The organism is Mesorhizobium sp. P3_B5 (assembly GCF_056402815.1).
In genome coordinates this window covers 387,067-409,812 of record NZ_JBFUGR010000006.1, presented here as the reverse complement: position 1 = coordinate 409,812, position 22,746 = coordinate 387,067, and the positions used below count along the sequence as shown (strand labels likewise).

General features: G+C 62.5%; 21 protein-coding genes. 19 read left to right on the top strand and 2 right to left on the bottom strand.

Annotation, left to right across the window (positions count from 1 at the left end):
• Position 1: 1 nt before the first annotated feature.
• From nuoF to AC1DVW_RS18520, 12 genes are all read left to right on the top strand, one after another.
• Positions 2 to 1,306 carry an NADH-quinone oxidoreductase subunit NuoF gene (gene nuoF, locus AC1DVW_RS18575; RefSeq protein ID WP_477324924.1) on the top strand — a complete coding sequence of 435 codons (1,305 nt, stop codon included), beginning with the start codon at positions 2 to 4 and terminating at the stop codon, positions 1,304 to 1,306.
• A gap of 81 nt (positions 1,307 to 1,387) precedes the next feature.
• On the top strand, positions 1,388 to 2,095 hold the full coding sequence (locus AC1DVW_RS18570; RefSeq protein ID WP_477324922.1) for an NADH-ubiquinone dehydrogenase: 708 nt from the start codon (positions 1,388 to 1,390) through the stop codon (positions 2,093 to 2,095).
• Positions 2,096 to 2,210: 115 nt separating this feature from the next.
• On the top strand, positions 2,211 to 4,292 hold the full coding sequence (gene nuoG, locus AC1DVW_RS18565) for an NADH-quinone oxidoreductase subunit NuoG (RefSeq protein WP_477324920.1): 2,082 nt from the start codon (positions 2,211 to 2,213) through the stop codon (positions 4,290 to 4,292).
• Between the two features lie 2 nt (positions 4,293 to 4,294).
• The gene (nuoH, locus tag AC1DVW_RS18560) at positions 4,295 to 5,338 is read left to right on the top strand and encodes an NADH-quinone oxidoreductase subunit NuoH (protein ID WP_477276978.1); all 1,044 of its coding nucleotides are present in this window, start codon (positions 4,295 to 4,297) and stop codon (positions 5,336 to 5,338) included.
• Positions 5,338 to 5,829, top strand: a complete 492-nt coding sequence (nuoI, locus tag AC1DVW_RS18555) for an NADH-quinone oxidoreductase subunit NuoI (protein WP_023812382.1) — start codon at positions 5,338 to 5,340, stop codon at positions 5,827 to 5,829. The genes nuoH and nuoI overlap by 1 nt, the downstream gene beginning before the upstream one ends.
• Positions 5,830 to 5,953: 124 nt before the next feature.
• Positions 5,954 to 6,574: an NADH-quinone oxidoreductase subunit J gene (locus AC1DVW_RS18550; RefSeq protein WP_477244895.1), complete on the top strand. Its 621-nt coding sequence runs from the start codon at positions 5,954 to 5,956 to the stop codon at positions 6,572 to 6,574.
• Position 6,575: 1 nt separating this feature from the next.
• Complete coding sequence (gene nuoK / locus AC1DVW_RS18545) at positions 6,576 to 6,884, top strand: NADH-quinone oxidoreductase subunit NuoK (protein ID WP_477244897.1); 309 nt, start codon at positions 6,576 to 6,578, stop codon at positions 6,882 to 6,884.
• An 11-nt stretch (positions 6,885 to 6,895) separates the two neighbouring features.
• Positions 6,896 to 8,869, top strand: a complete 1,974-nt coding sequence (nuoL, locus tag AC1DVW_RS18540; protein WP_477324918.1) for an NADH-quinone oxidoreductase subunit L — start codon at positions 6,896 to 6,898, stop codon at positions 8,867 to 8,869.
• Complete coding sequence (locus AC1DVW_RS18535; protein WP_477324916.1) at positions 8,869 to 10,374, top strand: NADH-quinone oxidoreductase subunit M; 1,506 nt, start codon at positions 8,869 to 8,871, stop codon at positions 10,372 to 10,374. The genes nuoL and AC1DVW_RS18535 overlap by 1 nt, the downstream gene beginning before the upstream one ends.
• 19 nt (positions 10,375 to 10,393) lie before the next feature.
• Positions 10,394 to 11,830, top strand: a complete 1,437-nt coding sequence (gene nuoN / locus AC1DVW_RS18530; RefSeq protein ID WP_477324914.1) for an NADH-quinone oxidoreductase subunit NuoN — start codon at positions 10,394 to 10,396, stop codon at positions 11,828 to 11,830.
• Positions 11,831 to 11,832: 2 nt separating this feature from the next.
• The gene (locus tag AC1DVW_RS18525; protein ID WP_477324912.1) at positions 11,833 to 12,654 is read left to right on the top strand and encodes a biotin--[acetyl-CoA-carboxylase] ligase; all 822 of its coding nucleotides are present in this window, start codon (positions 11,833 to 11,835) and stop codon (positions 12,652 to 12,654) included.
• A 21-nt stretch (positions 12,655 to 12,675) separates the two neighbouring features.
• The gene (locus tag AC1DVW_RS18520; RefSeq protein WP_477244907.1) at positions 12,676 to 14,346 is read left to right on the top strand and encodes a ribonuclease J; all 1,671 of its coding nucleotides are present in this window, start codon (positions 12,676 to 12,678) and stop codon (positions 14,344 to 14,346) included.
• A 16-nt stretch (positions 14,347 to 14,362) separates the two neighbouring features.
• Here the strand turns inward: AC1DVW_RS18520 and AC1DVW_RS18515 are convergent, their stop codons facing one another.
• Positions 14,363 to 15,226 (bottom strand): MBL fold metallo-hydrolase, encoded by an 864-nt coding sequence (locus AC1DVW_RS18515; RefSeq protein ID WP_477324910.1) that lies wholly within the window; start codon positions 15,224 to 15,226, stop codon positions 14,363 to 14,365.
• Between the two features lie 160 nt (positions 15,227 to 15,386).
• Between AC1DVW_RS18515 and mce the strand changes: the two genes are divergently transcribed.
• The 7 genes from mce (at position 15,387) to AC1DVW_RS18480 (ending at position 21,724) form a co-directional block, all read left to right on the top strand.
• Positions 15,387 to 15,791, top strand: coding sequence for a methylmalonyl-CoA epimerase (gene mce / locus AC1DVW_RS18510; protein ID WP_477324908.1), 405 nt, complete (start codon positions 15,387 to 15,389; stop codon positions 15,789 to 15,791).
• Positions 15,788 to 16,072 carry a DUF1467 family protein gene (locus AC1DVW_RS18505; protein ID WP_477276962.1) on the top strand — a complete coding sequence of 95 codons (285 nt, stop codon included), beginning with the start codon at positions 15,788 to 15,790 and terminating at the stop codon, positions 16,070 to 16,072. Before mce ends, AC1DVW_RS18505 begins: the two co-directional genes overlap by 4 nt.
• A 607-nt stretch (positions 16,073 to 16,679) precedes the next feature.
• Positions 16,680 to 18,008 carry a proline--tRNA ligase gene (gene proS, locus AC1DVW_RS18500; RefSeq protein ID WP_477324906.1) on the top strand — a complete coding sequence of 443 codons (1,329 nt, stop codon included), beginning with the start codon at positions 16,680 to 16,682 and terminating at the stop codon, positions 18,006 to 18,008.
• Positions 18,005 to 19,291 (top strand): lipoprotein-releasing ABC transporter permease subunit, encoded by a 1,287-nt coding sequence (locus AC1DVW_RS18495; RefSeq protein ID WP_477276959.1) that lies wholly within the window; start codon positions 18,005 to 18,007, stop codon positions 19,289 to 19,291. Before proS ends, AC1DVW_RS18495 begins: the two co-directional genes overlap by 4 nt.
• The gene (locus tag AC1DVW_RS18490) at positions 19,288 to 19,971 is read left to right on the top strand and encodes an ABC transporter ATP-binding protein (RefSeq protein ID WP_477244919.1); all 684 of its coding nucleotides are present in this window, start codon (positions 19,288 to 19,290) and stop codon (positions 19,969 to 19,971) included. The genes AC1DVW_RS18495 and AC1DVW_RS18490 overlap by 4 nt, the downstream gene beginning before the upstream one ends.
• A gap of 501 nt (positions 19,972 to 20,472) precedes the next feature.
• The gene (locus AC1DVW_RS18485; RefSeq protein ID WP_477324904.1) at positions 20,473 to 20,865 is read left to right on the top strand and encodes a hypothetical protein; all 393 of its coding nucleotides are present in this window, start codon (positions 20,473 to 20,475) and stop codon (positions 20,863 to 20,865) included.
• A gap of 7 nt (positions 20,866 to 20,872) precedes the next feature.
• Positions 20,873 to 21,724 carry a zinc metalloprotease gene (locus AC1DVW_RS18480; protein ID WP_477324902.1) on the top strand — a complete coding sequence of 284 codons (852 nt, stop codon included), beginning with the start codon at positions 20,873 to 20,875 and terminating at the stop codon, positions 21,722 to 21,724.
• A 158-nt stretch (positions 21,725 to 21,882) separates the two neighbouring features.
• Here AC1DVW_RS18480 and lipB read toward each other — a convergent pair whose 3' ends face one another.
• Positions 21,883 to 22,626, bottom strand: a complete 744-nt coding sequence (gene lipB / locus AC1DVW_RS18475) for a lipoyl(octanoyl) transferase LipB (protein WP_477244923.1) — start codon at positions 22,624 to 22,626, stop codon at positions 21,883 to 21,885.
• Positions 22,627 to 22,746 lie beyond the last annotated feature (120 nt).

The following is a 22,746-nucleotide window of genomic DNA, read 5'->3' as shown; positions in this document are numbered from 1 at the left end:
AATGCTGGCTGACAGAGACCGCATCTTCAACAACATCTACGGCCGCTTCGACAAGTCGCTGGCCGGCGCGATGGCGCGCGGCGCCTGGGACAACACCCCCGGCCTGATCGCCAAGGGGCGCGAGTGGATCGTCAACGAGATGAAGGCCTCTGGCTTGCGCGGCCGTGGCGGCGCCGGTTTCCCGACCGGGCTGAAATGGTCGTTCATGCCCAAGCAGAGCGACGGCCGGCCGAGCTATCTCGTCGTCAATGCCGACGAATCCGAACCCGGCACCTGCAAGGACCGCGACATATTGCGCCACGACCCGCATACGCTGGTCGAGGGCTGCCTGATCGCCGGCTTCGCCATGGGCGCGATCGCCGCCTACATCTATGTGCGCGGCGAATTCATCCGCGAGCGCGAGGCGCTGCAGCGCGCCATCGACGAGGCCTATGCGGCCAAGCTGATCGGCAAGAACCACACCTCCGGCTATGACTTTGATATCTATATGCATCACGGCGCCGGCGCCTATATTTGCGGCGAGGAAACGGCGCTGCTCGAAAGCCTGGAAGGCAAGAAGGGCCAGCCGCGGCTGAAGCCGCCATTCCCGGCCAATGTCGGCCTCTTTGGCTGCCCGACGACGGTCAACAATGTCGAATCGATCGCCGTCGCGCCGACCATTCTGCGCCGTGGGGCGTCGTGGTTCTCGTCCTTCGGCCGGCCCAACAATGTCGGCACCAAGCTGTTCTGCATCTCCGGTCACGTCAACAATCCGTGCACGGTCGAAGAGGCGATGTCGATCCCGTTCCGCGAACTGATCGAGACTCATTGCGGCGGCATCCGTGGCGGCTGGGACAATCTGCTTGCGGTCATTCCGGGTGGCGCTTCGGTGCCGCTGGTGCCTGCCGAGCAGATTATCGATGCGCCGATGGATTTCGACGCGTTGCGCGACCTGAAGTCGGGCCTTGGCACGGCGGCCGTCATCGTCATGGACAAGTCGACGGATGTCGTGAAGGCGATTGCGCGGCTTTCCTACTTCTACAAGCACGAGAGCTGCGGCCAGTGCACGCCATGCCGCGAAGGCACCGGCTGGATGTGGCGGGTGATGGAGCGGCTGGTGCGCGGCGAGGCGCAGAAGCGCGAGATCGACATGCTGCTCGACGTGACCAAGCAGGTCGAAGGCCACACGATCTGCGCGTTGGGCGATGCGGCGGCATGGCCGATCCAGGGTCTGATGCGGCATTTCCGCGGCGAGGTGGAGCGGCGCATCGACGAGTTTTCACGCAACGCGCATCGGGCCGAACCGGTGATGGTGGCGGCAGAATAGTCGAAGAATTTGAAATGCGGGCGAAAGCCCGAAACTGACATACCGCGGCGGGGCATACGAAGAAACGACCAGGAGATATTGATGGCCCTGTATTCGATACCCTACCCGATGCCCGACATGGACCAATACGAGAAGATGAATCAAGATCTGACGAGGATGATGCCAAAGGAGATGGCCAGCGCCGTCAACCTTTTGGCGCACCCTGTCGCGGGGGCCGCCGCGATGTCGGCGCTCGGCATCGGGCTGGCCAACCACGCCTTCGGTGTCTGGATGGGCGCGCTTTCAGGTGCCGCCGAGGCGTCGCAGCGGCTTCTCCAGCCGATCGTCGACGATTTCGAAGCAAGAAGCGAACGCTTTTCAGAAGCCACGACAAGTTCGTCCACCAAGGCGCGCGCGGCGACCAAAACCTTGATCGCCGAGGCGCAGACCTTCGCCCAAGATGTGACCGATATTGCCGCACGCACGATCAATGAGACGCCGGCCGCGATCGATGCGAGCGCTGTTGTCGGCAAAGCGGCGAACGGGCTGATGCCTGAGGATTTCCGGCAACCCAAGGCCATGGATCGGCCGGCCAAGCCGTCGGATCTCAAGGCGATATCGGGCGTTGGACCGAAGCTGGAAAAGGTGCTGAACGGCCTCGGCGTCTGGACATTTGCCCAGGTTGCCGCCTGGACGCCGGAAGAGATCGCCTGGGTCGAGGATTATTTGTCGCTCAACGGCCGCATCGGCCGCGATGAGTGGGCCCGTCAGGCGGCGGCACTTGTGCTGGCCGCCAAGGCCAAGAAGTAGGGGCGGGGCAAATTGAAGATAGAAACGCTGAGATCGCCGGCATGATGATGAATGGCATCAGGTTGAGCGATCTTTTTCAGGCAGATGAGACGGCGAAAACCGCCGGGGGCAATTGATGGCAAAGCTCAAGGTCGACGGGAAAGAGATCACTGTACCCGACCACTACACGCTGCTGCAGGCGGCCGAGGACGCTGGCGCGGAAGTGCCGCGCTTCTGCTTCCACGAGCGGCTGTCGATCGCCGGCAATTGCCGCATGTGCCTGATCGAAGTGAAGGGCGGGCCGCCCAAGCCGCAGGCCTCCTGCGCCATGGGCGTGCGCGACCTGCGCCCCGGCCCCAATGGCGAGCCGCCGGAAATCTTCACCAACACGCCGATGGTCAAAAAGGCCCGCGAAGGCGTGATGGAATTCCTGCTGATCAACCATCCGCTGGACTGCCCGATCTGCGACCAGGGTGGCGAATGCGACCTGCAGGACCAGGCAATGGCCTTCGGCGTCGATTCCTCGCGCTATCACGAGAACAAGCGGGCGGTCGAAGACAAGTATATCGGGCCGCTGGTCAAGACGGTGATGAACCGCTGCATCCATTGCACGCGCTGCGTCCGCTTCACCACCGAGGTCGCCGGCATTTCCGAGCTCGGCCTGATCGGCCGCGGCGAGGATGCAGAGATCACCACCTATCTCGAAAGCGCGATGACCTCGGAATTGCAGGGCAATGTCATCGACCTTTGCCCGGTCGGCGCGCTGACCTCGAAGCCGTTTGCCTTCCAGGCGCGACCATGGGAGCTGACCAAGACCGAATCCATCGACGTTATGGACGCCGTCGGCTCGGCGATCCGCGTCGACAGCCGCGGGCGCGAAGTGATGCGCATCCTGCCGCGCGTCAACGAGGCGGTGAACGAGGAGTGGATTTCCGACAAGACCCGTTTCATCTGGGACGGCTTGCGCACGCAGCGCCTTGACCGCCCCTATGTGCGCAAGGACGGCAAGCTCGTGCCGACCAGCTGGGCCGAGGCTTTTTCGGCGATCAAGGATGCGGTGTCGAAGGCTGCACCCGAAAAGATCGGCGCCATTTCAGGCGATCTCGCTGCCGTCGAGGAAATCTACGCGCTGAAACTGTTGATGGCCGCGCTCGGCTCGAAAAACACCGACTGCCGCCAGGATGGCGCAGCGCTCGATCCGTCGCTCGGCCGGGCCAGCTACATCTTCAACCCGACCATCGAAGGCATCGAGCAGGCCGACGCGGTGCTGATCATCGGCGCCAATCCGCGCTTCGAGGCCTCCGTGCTCAACACCCGCATCCGCAAGCGCTGGCGCATCGGCAATCTGCCGGTCGGTGTCATCGGAGAGATCGGCGACACGCGCTACGACTACGAACAGCTGGGCGCCGGGCCGGAATCGTTGAAGGATTTGGCTGACGGCAATGGCAAGTTCTTCCAGGTGCTGAAGAAGGCGACGCATCCGCTGATCATCGTCGGCCAGGGCGCGCTGGCGCGCCCGGATGGCGCGGCGGTGCTTGGCCAGGCGGCCAGGCTGGCCGCCGCCGTCAACGCGGCCCGCGCCGACTGGAACGGCTTTGCCGTGCTGCACAATGCGGCCGGGCGCGTCGGCGGCCTCGATCTCGGCTTCGTGCCGGGCGAGGGCGGCAAGAACGTCGCCGGCATGCTAGGCGGGATGGATGTGCTGTTCCTGCTCGGCGCCGACGAGATCGACATGGCCAAGACCGGCGGCGCTTTCGTCGTCTATGTCGGCACGCATGGCGATCAGGGTGCACACCGCGCCAACGTCATCCTGCCGGGTGCTGCCTACACTGAGAAGTCGGGCACCTATGTCAACACCGAGGGACGCGTGCAGCAGACCAACCGCGCCGGCTTCGCGCCGGGCGATGCGCGCGAGGACTGGGCGATCTTGAGGGCGCTGTCGGATGTGCTGGGCAAGAAGCTGCCCTTCGATTCGCTGCCGCAGCTGCGCGCCAAGCTCTATGGCGACTACCCGCATCTCGCCCGCATCGACCAGGTCGCCGCCGGCAACGCTGACGACATCGCCAAGGTGGCGAAGCTCGGCGGGCGGCTGAACAAGGGTACCTTCACTTCGCCGGTCAAGGATTTCTACCTGACCAACCCGATCGCGAGGGCCTCGGCCGTGATGGCGGAATGCTCGGCGCTGGCGAAAAACGGCTTCAGGCAGGCAGCGGAGTAGACATGGACACCTTCTTCTCCATCTACGTGCTGCCGGCGCTGATCATCCTGCTGAAGTCGGTCGTGTTGATCGTCGTGCTGTTGATCGCGGTCGCCTATCTGCTCTACGCCGACCGCAAGATCTGGGCGGCGGTGCAGTTGCGCCGTGGTCCCAACGTCGTCGGCCCCTGGGGCACGCTGCAGGCTTTCGCCGACCTGCTGAAGTTCGTGTTCAAGGAACCGGTGATCCCGTCCGGCGCCAACAAGGGCGTTTTCCTGCTGGCGCCATTGGTTTCCGCTGTGCTGGCGATCTCCGCCTGGGCGGTCATCCCGGTCAATGAAGGCTGGGCCATCGCCAACGTCAATGTCGGCATCCTCTATGTCTTCGCCATCTCCTCGCTTGAGGTCTATGGCGTGATCATGGGCGGCTGGGCATCCAATTCGAAATATCCGTTCCTCGGCGCGTTGCGCTCGGCCGCACAGATGGTGTCCTACGAGGTCTCGATCGGCTTCGTCATCGTCACCGTGCTGCTTTGCGTCGGGTCGCTCAACCTGTCGGACATCGTGCTGTCGCAGCAGGATGGGCTGGGCACGAAGCTTGGCCTGCCTAACACCTTCCTCGACTGGCACTGGCTGTCGCTGTTTCCGATGTTCGTCATCTTCTTCATCTCGGCGCTGGCCGAGACGAACCGCCCGCCCTTCGACCTTGTCGAGGCCGAATCGGAACTGGTCGCCGGCCACATGGTCGAATATTCGTCGACGCCGTTCCTGCTGTTCTTCCTCGGCGAATATGTCGCCGTGGTGCTGATGTGCGCGCTGGCCACCATCCTGTTCCTCGGCGGCTGGCTGCCACCCTTCGACTTCGCGCCCTTCACCTGGGTGCCGGGGCTGATCTGGTTCGTGCTCAAGGTCTGCCTGATGTTCTTCATGTTCTCGATGGTGAAGGCGTTCGTGCCGCGCTACCGCTACGACCAGCTTATGCGGCTCGGCTGGAAAGTCTTCCTGCCGATTTCGCTGGCGATGGTGGTGATCGTCGCCGCCTTCCTCAAGCTTACGGGGTTTGCGTGATGTCCGCTCTTTCCCAGGCCGCCAAATCGCTGCTGCTGCAGGATTTCGTCAGCGCTTTCTTCCTGTCGATGCGCCAGTTCTTCGCGCCGAAGGAGACGATCAACTATCCGCACGAGAAGGGGCCGACCAGCCCGCGCTTCCGTGGTGAGCACGCGCTGCGCCGCTATCCCAATGGTGAGGAACGCTGCATCGCCTGCAAATTGTGCGAGGCGATCTGCCCGGCGCAGGCCATCACGATCGAGGCCGGCCCGCGCCGCAATGATGGCACGCGGCGCACCGTGCGCTACGACATCGACATGGTGAAGTGCATCTATTGCGGCTTCTGCCAGGAAGCCTGCCCGGTCGACGCCATCGTCGAGGGGCCGAATTTCGAATTCGCGACGGAGACGCGCGAGGAGCTCTACTACGACAAGGACAAGCTTTTGGCGAATGGCGACCGGTGGGAGCGCGAACTGGCGCGCAACATCTCGCTGGACTCGCCCTATCGCTGACATTTGACGCATGGACGGGGCGAGGGGCCTCGTCTAAGGAAACACGCAACTTGCCGACCGGAGGCGGTCGCAAAAATCAAACAGGACGAGCGTCCTGTTTGGACAGGAACCCCGGGGGAACCCCATGCTGAGTGGACTAGAGGCGGCCTTTTTCTACCTCTTCGCCTTTGTCGCGGTGGCGTCGGCGTTCATGGTCATTTCGTCGCGCAACCCCGTGCATTCGGTGCTGTTCCTGATCCTGACCTTCTTCAATGCCGCCGGCCTGTTCATGCTGACCGGCGCCGAGTTCCTGGCGATGATCCTGCTCGTCGTCTATGTCGGCGCGGTGATGGTGCTGTTCCTGTTCGTCGTCATGATGCTCGACGTCGATTTCGCCGAGATGAAGGAAGGCGCCCTGCAATATGCGCCGATCGGCGCGCTGGTCGGGCTGATCCTGGCGGCGGAACTGATCGTCGTGCTCGGCGGCTATACATTCGCGCCGCAGCTGGCGTCGACAGTGTCAAAACCGATCCCCGATCTTGCCGCACGGACAAACACGGCAGCACTCGGCGACATCCTCTATACCGACTATCTCTACTACTTCCAGATTTCGGGCCTCGTGCTGCTGGTCGCCATGATCGGCGCCATCGTTCTGACGCTGCGCCACAAGCCGGGCGTCAAGCGGCAGTCGATCGCGGCCCAGGTCGGCCGCACGCCGGCGACCGGCATGGAAATCCGCAAGGTCAAGACAGGCGAGGGGCTCTGAGATGGTCGTCGGCATCGCACATTATCTGACCGTATCGGCGATCCTGTTCACGCTCGGCGTGTTCGGCATCTTCCTCAACCGCAAGAACATCATCGTCATCCTGATGTCGATCGAGCTGATCCTGCTCGCCGTCAACATCAATTTCGTCGCCTTCTCGGCGGCACTCGGCGATCTTGTCGGACAGGTGTTCGCGCTGTTCGTGCTGACGGTCGCGGCGGCTGAAGCCGCGATCGGTCTTGCCATTCTCGTCGTCTTCTTCCGCAACCGCGGCTCGATCGCGGTCGAAGACGTGAACATGATGAAGGGTTGACGGGAACCACCATGTATCAGGCCATCGTCTTCCTTCCACTGCTCGGCTTCCTGATCGTCGGCCTGTTCGGCTCGTCGCTTGGCGCCAAGGCGTCGGAATACATCACCTCCGGCTTCCTGGTGATATCAGCCGTGCTGTCGTGGGTCGCCTTCTTCGCCGTCGGCTTCGGTGACGGTGAAGTGTTCACCGTGCCGGTGATGCGCTGGATCCAGTCCGGCGGGCTCGAAGCGTCGTGGGCGCTCAGGATCGACACGCTGACGGTGGTCATGCTGGTGGTGGTCAACACGGTGTCGGCGCTGGTCCACATCTATTCGATCGGCTACATGCACCACGACCCGAACCGGCCGCGCTTCTTCGCCTATCTGTCGCTGTTCACCTTTGCCATGCTGATGCTGGTGACGGCCGACAATCTGGTGCAGATGTTCTTCGGCTGGGAAGGCGTCGGTCTCGCCTCCTATCTGCTGATCGGCTTCTGGTACAAGAAGCCGTCGGCCAATGCCGCCGCGATCAAGGCCTTCGTCGTCAACCGTGTCGGCGATTTCGGCTTCGCACTCGGCATTTTCGGCGTCTTTGTGCTGTTCGGCTCGGTCAATCTCGGTACCATTTTTGCCAATGCGGCGACGTTCATCCCCGCCGAAGGCGCCCCGCAAGGGGCCGCCGTGCTGACCTTCCTCGGTTATGCGCTGGACAAGCAGTCTGCGATGACCATCGTCTGCCTGCTCTTGTTCATGGGCGCCATGGGCAAGTCGGCCCAGGTGCCGCTGCACACCTGGCTGCCGGACGCCATGGAAGGCCCGACGCCTGTTTCGGCCCTCATCCACGCCGCCACGATGGTCACGGCCGGCGTGTTCATGCTGGCACGGCTGTCGCCGCTGTTCGAACTGTCGCATTCGGCGCTGACGGTGGTCACCTTCATCGGCGCCTTCACCGCCTTCTTCGCGGCGACTGTCGGCCTCGTCCAGAACGACATCAAGCGCGTCATCGCCTATTCGACCTGTTCGCAGCTCGGCTACATGTTCGTGGCGCTCGGCCTCGGCGCCTACGGTGCGGCGATCTTCCATCTGTTCACGCATGCCTTCTTCAAGGCGCTGCTGTTCTTAGGCTCCGGCTCGGTCATCCATGCCGTCTCCGACGAGCAGGACATGCGCAAGATGGGCGGCCTCAAGACGCTTATTCCGAAGACCTACTGGATGATGGTGATCGGCACGCTGGCGCTGACCGGCGTCGGCATCCCGGTGACGGTCATCGGCACCGCCGGCTTCTTCTCCAAGGACGCCATCATCGAGGCTGCCTTTGCCGGGCACAATTCGGTCGCCGGCCTCGCTTTCATTCTGCTGGTCATCGCCGCCTGCTTCACCAGCTTCTATTCCTGGCGTCTGATCTTCATGACCTTCCACGGCGAGCCGCGGGCGAGCCACGAGGTCATGCACCATGTCCATGAATCGCCGCCGGTGATGCTGGTGCCGCTGTTCATCCTGGCGGCGGGCGCGCTGTTTGCCGGCGTGATCTTCCATGGCGCCTTCATCGGCGAGGGCTATGCCGAGTTCTGGAAGGCATCGCTGTTCACGCTGCCGGACAACCACATCCTGCACGAAATCCATGAATTGCCGCTGTGGGTGGAACTGGCGCCGTTCATCGCCATGCTGATCGGCTTTGCGATGGCCTGGAAATTCTACATCCGCTCGCCGGAATTGCCGCGGAGCGTCGCCGCCAACCATCGCTTGCTCTACGCCTTCCTGCTCAACAAGTGGTATTTCGACGAACTCTACGACGTCCTGTTCGTGCGGCCGGCAAAGGCCTTCGGCCATTTCCTGTGGAAGACCGGCGACGGAACGATCATCGATGGCCTTGGCCCGGATGGCGTTTCAGCGCGCGTCGTCGATGTCACCAACCGCGTCGTCAAGCTGCAGACCGGCTACCTCTATCACTATGCCTTCGCCATGCTGATTGGCGTTGCCGCACTCGTCACCTGGATGATGCTCTGATGACCGCCTGGCCAATCCTCTCGCTGGTCACCTTCCTGCCGCTGGTTGGTGTGCTGCTCATCCTGCTGATCAACGATGACAGCCCGAATGCGCGCCGCAACATCCGGGCCATCGCGCTGTGGACGACGAGCATCACCTTCCTGGTCTCGCTGTCCATCTGGACCGGCTTCGACAATTCGCAGGCCGGCTTCCAGTTTGTCGAGAAGTTTGCCTGGCTGGATTCCGGCATCTCCTACCATATGGGTGTCGACGGCATCTCGATGCTGTTCGTCATCCTGACCACCTTCCTGATGCCGCTCTGCATCCTGGCGTCGTGGGAATCGATCGAGAAGCGGGTCAAGGCCTATATGATCGCCTTCCTGCTGCTCGAAACGCTGATGATCGGCGTGTTCTGTGCACTTGATATCGTGCTGTTCTACGTCTTCTTCGAAGCCGGCCTGATCCCGATGTTCATCATCATCGGCGTCTGGGGCGGCAAGCGGCGCGTCTACGCCTCGTTCAAGTTCTTCCTCTACACGCTGGCCGGCTCGGTGCTGATGCTGCTCGCCATCATGGCGATGTTCTACCAGTCCGGCACCACCGACATCCCGACGCTGTTGACGCACCAATTCCCGGCCAGCATGCAGACCTGGCTGTGGCTGGCCTTCTTCGCCTCCTTCGCGGTGAAGATGCCGATGTGGCCGGTGCATACCTGGCTGCCGGACGCCCACGTCGAGGCGCCGACCGCAGGTTCGGTGATCCTGGCCGCCATCCTCTTGAAGATGGGCGGATACGGCTTCCTGCGCTTCTCACTGCCGATGTTCCCGCTGGCGTCCGAGATGTTCGCGCCGCTGGTCTTCACGCTCTCCGTCGTCGCCATCATCTACACCTCGCTGGTGGCGCTGATGCAGGAGGACATGAAGAAGCTGATTGCCTATTCGTCGGTCGCCCATATGGGCTTCGTCACCATGGGTATCTTCGCCATGAACCAGGAAGGCGTGCAGGGCGCGATCTTCCAGATGCTGTCGCACGGCCTCGTCTCGGGCGCGCTGTTCCTGTGCGTCGGCGTCATCTACGACCGCATGCACACACGCGAGATCGACGCCTATGGCGGGCTGGTCAACAACATGCCGAAATACGCCACCGTGTTCATGGTCTTCACCATGGCCAATGTCGGCCTGCCCGGCACCAGCGGCTTCGTCGGCGAGTTCCTGACCATGCTCGGCGTGTTCCGGGTCAACACCTGGGTGGCGTTCTTCGCCGCCACCGGCGTCATCCTGTCGGCGGCCTACGCGCTCTGGCTCTATCGCCGGGTGATCTTCGGTGCGCTGACCAAGGAAAGCCTGAAGGGCCTGCTTGACCTGTCGACGCGCGAGAAAGTGATCATCTATCCGCTGGTCGTGCTGGTCATCTTCTTCGGCGTCTACCCGGCGCCGGTCTTCGACGCGACGGCCGAATCGGTCAAGACGCTCGTCACCAATGTCACCGCATCCATCGGCTCCGCGCAGACCGCGGCGGCGAATTAACCCAAGGGTTTTGCGAACCATGACGCCAGACCTTCTCTCCAGCCTGTCGCTCTCGACGCCAGAGTTGATCCTCGCCATCGGCGCCCTGGCGCTGTTGATGGTGGGCGCCTATTCTCGCGCAAACACCACCACGACGGTGACCGCTCTTGCCGTCGTCATACTGGTGGTCGCCTGCGCCTGGATGGTGTTTTCCACCGGGCAGGGCAGTGCCTATGGCAACGCCTTCGTCCAGGACTCCTTCGCCCGCTTCATGAAGGTGCTGTCGCTGGTCGGCTCGGCGGTGACGCTGGTTATGTCGATACGCTTCGCCAAGGCGGAGCATTTCGACAAGTTCGAATATCCGGTGCTGATCCTGCTCTCAACGCTCGGCATGTTGCTGATGATCTCGGCCAACAGCATGATCGGGCTCTATCTCGGCCTCGAACTGCAATCGCTGGCGATCTACGTGCTGGCGGCGATCAATCGCGACAATCTACGCTCGACGGAAGCCGGCCTGAAATACTTCGTCCTCGGCGCGCTGTCGTCGGGCATGCTGCTCTACGGCATCAGCCTCGTCTACGGCTACACCGGCAACACCGGCTTCCAGGAGATCGCCACGGCGCTTGGCAGCGGCGAGCGCCAGCTTGGCCTCGTCTTCGGCCTGGTCTTCGTGCTGGCCGGCCTTGCCTTCAAGATCTCGGCGGTGCCGTTCCACATGTGGACGCCCGACGTCTATGAAGGCGCGCCGACGCCGGTGACGGCTTTCCTCGCTGCGGCGCCGAAAATGGCGGCGATGGCGCTTCTGGTGCGTGTCACCATGGGTGCGTTCAAGCCGATCGCTTCCGATTGGCAGCAGATCATCGTCTTCATCTCGATCGCCTCGATGGCGCTCGGCGCCTTCGCCGCAATCGGCCAGACCAACATCAAGCGGCTGATGGCCTATTCCTCGATTGGCCATATGGGCTACGCGCTGGTCGGCCTTGCCGCCAACAGCCAGGCCGGCGTGCGCGGCGTCGCCATCTACATGCTGATTTATCTGGTGATGACGCTCGGCACCTTCGCCTTCATCCTCGCCATGCGGCGCAAGGAAGGCAATGTCGAGCAGATCAGCGATCTTGCCGGCCTGTCTTCGACCAATCCTGTCATGGCGACGATCCTGACCATCCTGATGTTCTCGCTGGCCGGCATTCCGCCGCTCGCTGGGTTCTGGGGGAAGTGGTACGTGTTCCTCGCCGCCATCAACGCCAATCTCTACGCGCTGGCAGTCATCGGCGTGCTGGCCTCGGTGGTGGGTGCCTATTACTATCTGCGCATCATCAAGATCATGTGGTTCGATGAACCGGTAGGCGGCTTCGTGCCGATGGCGACGGAACTGCGTGTCGTGCTCGGCGTCTGTGGCGCCTTCGTGCTGTTCTATGTGCTGATCGGCGGCCCGATCGGCACCTATGCCGAAGCCGCCGCCAAGACCTTCTTCTGACGGTGACGTTCAGGCTGGCTCCAACCGCTGAGACGGAAGGGTTCCGGCTCGAGTCCCATGACACGGTCGGCTCCACCAATGCGCTGGCGCTGGAGCATGCACGCAAGGGCGATCCGGGCAAACTCTGGGTCGTTTCCAAAAAACAGGAAAGCGGACGGGGCCGGCGCGGCCGGGTGTGGGCGACGCCCGAAGGCAATCTGGCGGCGACGCTGCTGGTCATCACGACCGGAGAGCTGCGGCTTGCCGCGACGCTCGGCTTCGTTGCCGGACTGGCGCTGGCCGACGCGCTCGACGCCGTGGTGCCGAACGGCAAGGTCGCCATAGGCCTCGACGGCGCAAGCCAGGGCAAGAACCGGTTCGAGCTGAAATGGCCGAACGACGTGCTGGCCTCTGGCGCCAAGCTGGCCGGTATCCTGCTGGAATCGGCAATCCTCGACGGTGGCCGTTTCGCGGTGGCGGTCGGCATCGGTGTCAATGTGGTGGCTTATCCCGAGGATTTGCCTTATCCGGCGACATCATTGCGCGCGTTGGGCGCGACATGCGATGCGGAAACGCTGTTTCTGGCGCTGTCGGATGCCTGGAGCGACAATGCGCGGCTGTGGAACGACGGGCGCGGATTGTCCGCCGTCAGGCAGCGCTGGCTCGCACGCGCGGCGGGACTTGGCGGCGAGGTTGCTGTCAGGATTGACGGTAATGTGGTGCGCGGTACTTTCGAGACCATTGACGAGGACTGCCGTTTCGTGATCCGCGACGATGAAGGTTCGGTTTTGACGATCGCCGCCGGCGATGTGCATTTCGGCGCGGTTGCGTCCGCCAGGGTTTGACCCGGCAGGAAAGGGAAGATCATGGCGAAAGCTGACAACGCCGAACTCGTGTTCGTGCCGCTGGGTGGTGTCGGCGAGATCGGCATGAACTTCGCCCTCTATGGCTATGGGCCAGCCAGCGCGCGCGAATGGATCATCATCGATGTCGGCGTCACCTTTCCCGACGCCTCGCATCCGGGCGTCGACTTGATCCTGCCCGACACGCGCTTCATCGAGGAGAACCTCGCCAATCTGCGCGGCATCATCATCACCCATGCCCATGAAGATCACTATGGCGCGCTGCTCGACCTCTGGCCGAGGCTGAAGGCGCCGGTGTGGATGACGCCGTTCAGCGCAGGCTTGCTGGAGGCCAAGCGGCAGGGCGAGCAAGGCGCGCCGAAAATCCCGCTGACGATCTACCGGGCCGGCGAAAAATTCACCGTCGGTCCCTTCGAGATCGAAGCCATCCCGGTCGCGCACTCGATCCCCGAACCGATGTCGCTGGCCATCACCTCGCCGGCCGGCACCGTCATCCATACGGGCGACTGGAAGATCGATCCGGAGCCGACGATCGGCCCGAAGACCGACGAGGCACGCTTCCGCTGGTATGGCGACAAGGGCGTGCTGGCGCTGATCTGCGATTCGACCAATGCGCTGCGCGAAGGCGAATCGCCTTCGGAAGTGGCGGTCGGCGAGGGGCTCAAGGGCGTCATCCAGAGCGCCAAGGGCCGTGTCGCCGTCACCACCTTCTCCTCCAATGTCGGACGCATTGTTTCCATCGCAAGGGCGGCGCGCGATGCCGGCCGCCAATGCCTGGTGCTCGGCCGCTCGCTGAAGCGCGTCATCGATGTGGCGGGCGAGCTCGGCTACATGGACGGGCTGCCTGAGTTCATCGCCGAGGAGGATTTTGGCTTTATCCCGCGCGAAAACCTGGTCATCATCTGCACCGGCAGCCAGGGCGAGCCGCTCGCTGCACTGGCCAAGCTGTCACGCGACGAGATGAAATCGGTGTCGTTTACAGCCGGCGACACGGTGGTGTTCTCCTCGCGCACCATTCCCGGCAACGAGAAGGCGATCCTCGAGATCAAGAACCGCCTCATCGATCTCGGCATCAAGATCATCGAGGACGGCGATGCGCTGGTGCATGTCTCGGGCCATCCGCGGCGCAACGAATTGCGCAAGATGTATGAATGGGTGCGGCCGCAGATTGGTGTTCCCGTGCATGGCGAGGCGGCGCATCTTGTGGCGCAGGGGTCGCTGATGTCGACGTCCGGCATTGGCCAGGTGGCGCAGGTGCGCGACGGCGATATGCTGCGGCTTGCTCCAGGTGCTGCCACCATCATCGACCAGGTTCCGTTCGGCCGCATCTACAAGGATGGCAGGCTGATCGGCTCCGACCAGGCGATGGGCATCCGCGACCGGCGCAAGCTGTCTTTTGCCGGGCATGTCGCGGTCAATGTCGTGCTCGACGACAAGTATGAGCTTGCCGGCGATCCCGATCTGGTCGCCATCGGCGTTGCCGAGGCCGATGCCAGCGGCGAGAACCTTGAAGACTTGATGATCGACGCAGCGGTTGGCGCGGTCGACTCGATCCCGCGCCAGCGTCGAAAGGACCTCGACCTCGTGCAGGAAGCTGTGCGGCGCGCGGTGCGCGGTGCCGCCAATGAAGCCTGGGGCAAGAAGCCGCTGGTGACGGTGTTCGTTACGCGGTGAGGGCGGCAGCAAATCGCTAGACGTTCAGCTGATAGCTGACAGGAAGCCAGCGAAAAGAGCCGTTCACCGGCACGATGTAGCCCAGACCCGGAAATGGCATGTGATGGCCAGCGATCAGCAGACGCTGCTCTGCGGCCATCTTTAGCAATCGCTTGCGGGTTTCGACGGCCCGGTTCTTGTCATCATCGAAATCAGCGTGCCATTCCGGATGCTGGATGGACACGACGTAGTGCAGGAAGGCGTCCGACCAGACGAGCAATTGCTGGCCGTCGCTTTCGACGAGAAATGCCAAGAGCCCGGGAGAGTGACCAGCTGCGTCGATGGCGGTAATACCCGGCACGACCTGATCTCCGGGCGCTATGAATGTCGCCTGATCGGCCAGGTTGGTACAAACTTGCCTGAACAGATCACGGTTGCTCAGTCGGGCCTCGCGCACTGCATTTCCCTCGGTCCAGAAGGCGAATTCGGCAGCGCCAAATACATAACGTGCGCGTCTGAAAACGGGTTCGCCATTGCTCACAAGGCCGCCGATGTGGTCCGGGTGGCCATGGGTGATGATCACCACGTCAATGTCATTCGGGCCGAGCCCAAGGTCTTGCAGACATTCCAGGAGTGAGCTGTCCGCGTCTCCGCATCCTGTATCAAACAGGATCTTTTCGGCACCAGTGTCGACCAGCGTCGGGATGAAACAATGCTCGTATCGATCGCGGTCGATAAAGTTCGAGACTGCGAGTTCCTGCACGGCGGTTGGCGATTGTCCGGCAGCGAAGGCCGATGCAAGGTTGTCGCGGATATCGACGGCGTCGAGCAAAGCGGCGGCTTTGAATGAGCCAAGATCGAACGCAAAGACGCGGGCGCGGGGAGGGCTGATATCGGACATTTGCCGGTTGTACTTTGCGGCAGCCGATTGGAATAGCCCGCATCGTGCGTTGGAAAAACTGTCATCAAGTGCGACAGTGCGCGCCACGTGAATGGCTGTTGATATCAGTCGATTTGACGTATCACGCCAACCATCGAATCCAGGAGGAAGAGGCTCGGATATGCTCGGACGCCTGAACCATGTCGCGCTTGCCGTACCGGATCTGGCCGCGGCGATCGCTGCCTATCGCGATACGCTGGGCGCCAAGGTGACCGCGCCGCAGGCATTGCCCGAGCATGGCGTCACCGTGGTGTTCGTCGATGTCGGCAACACCAAGATCGAATTGCTGGAGCCGCTGGGCGAGGGCTCGCCGATCGCGGCCTTCCTGGAGAAGAACCCGTCGGGCGGCATGCATCATGTTTGCTACGAGGTCGACGACATTCTTGCCGCGCGCGATCATCTCAAAGCAAGCGGCGCCCGCGTCCTTGGCGACGGCAATCCCAGGATTGGCGCGCACGGCAAGCCGGTGCTGTTCCTGCATCCCAAGGACTTTTTCGGCACATTGGTCGAGCTGGAGCAGGCATGAGCTGGATTTCGTTTGCGGCGCTGTTCTTCATCACATGGTGGCTGGTGCTGTTTATCGTGCTGCCGTTCAGCGTGCACACGCAGGACGACGATCACGACGTGACGCTGGGTACCGTTCCCAGCGCACCGCGCGGGTCACATATGTTGCGCGCCGTGATCCGCACGACGATCGCCACGATGATCCTGATGGGCATTTTCTACGGCTTGACGCGGGGGCTTGGTCTCAGCCTCGACCAGATCCCGCACATCATACCGGAGTTCAACCAGACACCTGCGCAATAGGGCCTGGTTCGTCCCGATGGAATCGGGGCCTACACAGGCTGACGCAAGGTCATGTGGTTTGGTAATCTTTGGCGCTAAGCAGGTGATTGCACAAAAAAAATGCAAGGCACAAGGCCTTGCAATTTAAACGCGTCCGATCTGTTTCCGGTTTCCGGCGGCAGCGAGTAACCGCGCCTAGATCGCATCCTCCCAAGACTTTGACCGCGTAGGAGAGCAGATTTTTCTCTACCCTCTCGGTTATCGGGGCACACTAGCCTAAGGCGGATGAAATTGTCACGCAGAATTTTGCCCGGAAACAGGCATTCTCGTGCTGCAGTGCACAATAGTACGGCAGGCTTTGCTTGTGAATCGATCAACAGGCCGTATGCGGCATTGTTGCGGCCCCGAGCGCCGTGCGTCCCTGGATGTGCAAAGGACGCTCCAGCACTGTGAAGCCAAGCATCGTGCCGGTCCAAACCGGCGCTCAGCAAAGTAAAATCGATTTTTCCGATTTCGGGCCGATGCGGCAGGTCGGGTTTCCATTCCGTCACGAAATAGCTATGAAGCCGGGGCAAGCAGCCAGTGCGCGCCGATTCCGGTGCGGCTATCCTCACTCACGGACCAGTCCATGCGTTTGTCGCGCTATTTCCTGCCTATCCTCAAAGAAAATCCGCGCGAGGCCGAAATCGTCTCGCATCGTCTGATGCTGCGCGCCGGCATGATCCGCCAGCAAGGGCAAGGCAGCTTTTCCTGGCTGCCATTGGGCAAGCGGGTGCTGGACAAGGTCTGCCGGATCATTCGCGAGGAACAGGACCGTGCCGGAGCACTGGAGATCCTGATGCCGACCATCCAGTCGGCCGAGCTGTGGCGTGAAAGCGGCCGCTATGACGACTACGGCAAGGAGATGCTGCGGATCAAGGACCGGCAGGACCGCGACATGCTCTACGGTCCGACCAACGAGGAAATGGTCACCGAGATTTTCCGTTCCTATGTCAGGTCCTACAAGGATCTGCCGCTCAATCTCTACCACATCCAGTGGAAATTCCGCGACGAGGTGCGGCCACGTTTTGGCGTCATGCGTTCGCGCGAGTTCCTGATGAAGGACGCCTATTCCTTCGACCTCGATTATGAAGGCGCCAAGGCGGCCTACAACCGCATGTTCGTGTCCTATCTCAGGACGTTCACGCGCATGGGACTGCAGGCGATCCCGATGCGGGCCGATACCGGACCGATCGGCGGCGACCTCAGCCACGAATTTATCATCCTGGCCGATACCGGCGAGAGCCAGGTTTTCTGCCATCGCGACTATCTTTCGCTTGCCGTGCCCGGAGCCAGCACCGATTTCGCCAACGGCGCCGAGATCGCCGATATCGTCAAGATTTGGACGACGCCCTACGCCGCCACCGATGAGATGCATGACGAAGCGGCGTGGGAAAAGGTGGCGACAAGCGACAAGGTTTCGGCGCGCGGCATCGAGGTTGGCCATATCTTCCATTTCGGCGACAAATATTCCAAGCCGATGGGCGCCAAGGTGACCGGGCCCGACGGCAAGGACAGTTTCGTCTCGATGGGCTCCTACGGCATCGGACCCTCGCGGCTGGTCGCGGCGATCATCGAAGCCAGCCATGACGACAACGGCATCATCTGGCCGGAATCGGTAGCGCCGTTCGATGTCGGCCTGATCAACATGAAGGCCGGTGACGCCGACTGCGACCGCGTCTGCGGCGAGCTCTATGCGGCCCTCGTCGCTGCCGGCAAGGATGTGCTCTACGACGACACCGACCAGCGGCCGGGCGGCAAGTTCGCCACAGCCGACCTGATCGGCCTGCCCTGGCAGGTGATCGTCGGGCCGCGCGGCGTTGTCGCCGGCGAGATCGAGATCAAGAACCGCCGGACCGGCGAGCGCGAGACGCTGCCGATCGCGGATGCCAAGAAACGCTTCGGGATTGCTGCATGAGCGAAGCGGCAGCAGCCAAGCGCACCGTCGCCGGCCCATTTTCCATGTTCGAGCGCATGGTCGCGTGGCGCTATCTGCGCTCGCGGCGCAAGGAGACGGTGATCTCGGTCATCGCTTCGATCTCCTTCCTCGGCATCATGCTGGGCGTCGCCACGCTGATCGTCGTCATGGCTGTGATGAACGGGTTTCGCGCGGAGCTTCTGACGCGCATCCTCGGCGTCAACGGCCATCTGATCGTGCAGCCGCTCGATTCGCCGCTGGAGGACTATGCGCAGGTTGCCAGCCGCATCAACGGCGTGGCAGGCGTCAAATACGCCATTCCGCTGATCGATGGGCAGGTGCTGGCGCAAGGCAATGTCGGCGGCGGCACCGGCGCGCTGGTGCGCGGCATACGCGGTGATGATCTCGGCAAGATCGCCATCGTCGCCAACAACATCAGGCAGGGCTCGATCGCCGGCTTCGACACCGGCGAGGGCGTTGCCATCGGCAAGCGCATGGCCGAGAATCTTGGTCTTGTGCTCGGCGACACTATCACGCTGATCTCGCCGGATGGCGACGTGACACCAATCGGCACGACGCCGCGGATGAAGGGCTACCCGATCACGGCGATCTTCGAGGTCGGCATGTCGGAATATGATACGTCGATCGTCTACATGCCGTTTTCCGAAGCGCAGCTCTATTTCAACATGGACGGCCGGGCGCAGACGATCGAGATCTATGTCGACAATCCAGACAATGTCGACGCGCTGAAACCGAAGGTCGAAGAGGCGGCGCAGCGACCGATAGACATGGTCGACTGGCGCCAGCGCAACGAGACATTCTTCTCCGCCCTGCAGGTGGAGCGCAACGTCATGTTCATGATTCTGACGCTGATCGTGCTGGTGGCGGCGCTCAACATCATCTCCGGCCTGATCATGCTGGTGAAGGACAAGGGGCACGACATCGCCATCCTGCGCACCATGGGCGCGTCGCGAGGGGCCATCCTGCGCATCTTCCTGATGACGGGGGCGGCGATCGGTGTCACCGGAACATTGGCCGGCGTCCTGCTCGGCGTTCTCATCTGCTTCAACATCGAGTCGATCCGCCAGTTCTTTTCCTGGATGACCGGCAAGGTGCTGTTCAATCCGGAGCTTTATTTTCTCAGCCAGTTGCCGGCGAAAATGGATCCGCGCGAAACGACCTACGTCGTCCTGATGGCGCTCGGGCTTTCCTTCCTGGCAACGGTGTTTCCGGCATGGCGGGCCGCCCGCCTCGATCCGGTCGAAGCCTTGAGGTACGAATGATGGCCGAGGCCATTATCGAATTGAAGAGCGTCGAGCGGCACTATGTGCAAGGGCCGCGCAAGCTCACCATCTTGAACGGCGCCGATTTTTCGCTGAAGCGCGGCGAGATGGTGGCGCTGGTGGCGCCGTCGGGCACCGGCAAGTCGACGCTGCTGCACACCGCCGGCCTGCTGGAGCGGCCCGATGCCGGCGACGTGATTTTGGCCGGGCGTGCCTGCGGCCGGCTTTCCGACGAAGAACGCACGGCGATCCGCCGCAACGATGTCGGCTTCGTCTATCAGTTCCATCATCTGCTGCCGGAATTCTCGGCGCTGGAAAACATCATGATGCCGCAGCTGATCAAAGGGCTGACGCGCAAGGAAGCCGCCGAGCGGGCGGCGCAGCTGCTCGACTATATGCAGATCGGCAAGCGCGCGTCGCACCGTCCGTCCGAACTGTCCGGCGGCGAGCAGCAGCGCGTCGCCATCGCGCGCGCCGTCGCCAATGCGCCGCTGGTGCTGCTGGCCGACGAACCGACCGGCAACCTCGATCCGGTCACCGCCTCCTATGTCTTCGAAGCACTGGAGGCGCTGGTCAGGCAGTCGGGCCTGGCGGCACTGATCGCCACCCACAATCACGAGCTCGCATCGCGCATGGATCGGCGGGTGACGCTGGCCGACGGCAAGGTGGTGCCGCTTTAGTAGGGCACGGCGATACTCAGGTGAGGTCGGCCTGCGAAAGCCGGCTTCCTGCGCTTCCGGTACTCATGTACCCAAAAGTACACTCCGTTCCGGTTCTCGGAATCCACCATTCTCGACTCGGCCTGACCTGAGTCTCGACGTGCCCTGGTCGGCGCTTGATGACCGGGCATTCGCCGCGTCAACCTTTCCTTAACCCTGCGAAATTGATCGCCGTCGATTCCGGAAATGTCCGGGATTGCGGTCGTTGACATTCGAACAAAATTAGAACAAATTATGAACATAGCAACAACAGGAGTGAGTTATGACCGATCTGGTTCAGGACGTCGTTTCGCTGGTGTGCATGAGTGCGTTTCTCGTTTCCATGGCGATGTGGATCGGCGCCATGTGAGGATCTGCGGTTTCGCCGCAGTGTTTTGAGGCGGGCAGGAGGGCGTTTGTGCCGTTAAGCTTTTCTTGCCGCCATGACGCTAGGGTGCCTCTGCAAGACAGGGAGCAACGCCGGTGTCGCCGATCGTGACGGCCATCCTCGTGGCCAGCAATCTCGGGCTGATCTTTCTGCTGATGACCGCGCCGCTCGGTCTGCGCACGATCAGGCTCAGCCGGCTGGTGTCGGCGGACCGGCAGCGTCTCTGGCAGGCGCTGTGGCCGCTTGGCAGCGATGCCGGCTGGTCGGGCGAGATCCTTTCCGCCGAGGCGCTCGACGACCAGGGCGTGGCGCGCATCATGCTGTCCTGGGAAGGCCGAGACGGCCAGCCGATCGAGCGCATGTCGCGGTTCGAAGATGTTGTCGAAGGCTGCCGTTTTTCGATGCGCGTCATCGAGGATACCGCGCCTCGATGCTTCGTTCTGGAAGGATTTTTGCGAGACAACCGAACTCGTCTCGGAAGGCAGTAGCACGCGGGTGAGTCTCAGCCAGACCGATCGCTATCGTGGCATCGCCTTCCTGGTTTTCCGCTACTTCGCCATGCGCCGCGAACTCGGCAAGCTTGAGATCTGGGCCAGGACCGGACAATACCGTAAAGGTGGTTGGTTCGAGCACCCGCTCAGCCAGGTCGGCTTTGCCGTTCTTTCGGCATTCCTGCTGTGGCCGTTCTTCGGGCTCAACCTTGGCGGCCTGGCGCTGGCGTCGATCCTGACCTCGGTAGTGGCCCTGCATGAGCTTGGCCACATGGCAGCCTTCCGGCTGGCGGGGCATCACCAGGCGCGGATGATCTTCATCCCGCTGCTCGGCGGCATCGCCATTGGCGGGCGGCCCTATGACAGCCGTTTCGAAGTGGCCTTCGTGGCGCTGATGGGCGCCGGCTTCTCCGCTTTCCTGGTGCCGTTGCTGATCGCCGCGAGCGTGTTTGCCGGCAGCGAGGGGCATCGGCTCGCCGCTGGATTGCTGGCGACGCTTGCCGGCTGCGCTGCCCTGTTCAACATCGCCAATCTGGTGCCGGTGTGGAAGTTCGATGGCGGCCAGGTGCTGCGCCAAATCTGCCCCGGACCGATCGCGCTGGCGCTGGCCTCGTTTTCCCTGCTCTCAGCCTTGCTGGCGCTTGGTTGGCTGGCAGGTTTTTCCCAAGGCTTTCTGCTGGTGGCGGGCGCTGTCTTTTCGATCCTCAGCCTGCTGACCATGGGTAGCGCGGTAAAACCGCGCCACGAGCTGAAGCCGATCCGCACCTTCGACCGTTTCGCCATGGCCGGTGCACTGCTGGCAGTGTTCGCCATTCACGGCTACGGCCTGCTGTGGGCCTCAGCGCGCCTCCTCTAGGCTGTGCCGATATTCAGGTGAGGCCGGCCTGCAAATGGCAGCTTCCTGCGCATCCGGTGCTCATGTACCCAAAAGTACGCTCCGCTCCGATTCTCGGTATCAGCCATTTTCGACTCGGCCTGACCTGAATCTCGACACATCCTAACCCGGATAAGAATTTACCCAGCCTTGCGGGTTGCCTCGACCGGCGGAGTTGCAGCCGGACCGAACACATCCTCAAAGGCGGACTTCAGCGCCAGGTCGAGGTCGGCCATGGTCACGGGCAGGCCGAGGTCGACAAGGCTGGTGACGCCGTGATCCGAAACACCGCATGGCACGATGCCGCTGAAATGGCCGAGATCCGGCTCGACATTGATGGCAATGCCGTGGAAGCTCACCCAGCGCCTGAGCCTGATGCCGATGGCGGCGATCTTGTCCTCGGCCGGCGATCCGTCGGGCAGGGAAGGGCGATTTGGCCGCACAACCCAGACGCCGACACGATCCTCACGGCGCTCGCCGCGCACATTGAAGGCGGCGAGCGTGCCGATGATCCATTGTTCGAGTGCGGCTACGAAAGCGCGGACGTCCTCGCGCCGCCGCTTGAGGTCGAGCATTACATAGGCGACCCGCTGGCCCGGCCCATGATAGGTGTATTCACCGCCGCGCCCGGCAGCAAACACCGGGAAACGGTCGGGCTCGATCAGGTCCTCGACGTGGGCGCTTGTGCCGGCCGTGTAAAGCGGCGGATGCTCGACCAGCCAGACCATCTCGCCGGCAGCGCCGGTTCTGATCGCATCGGCGCGCGCCTCCATCACCGCGAGCGCTTCGGGGTAGGTGGTCAAGCCGGGCTCGATCCGCCATTCGACCGGCGCGGAACCGGGCAAGGGCAGGAACGACGTGGCGATCTGGCTGCGTTCTGGCATGGCGTATCTCTTGCTGTCCCTCATATGGCGGCAATCGATCAAAACGTCCAGTTCCGGGCGCGGTCCAGGCCTTTGCAGACTTATGCCAAATCCCCGGCGATTATTGCGCTGCGCGCCCTT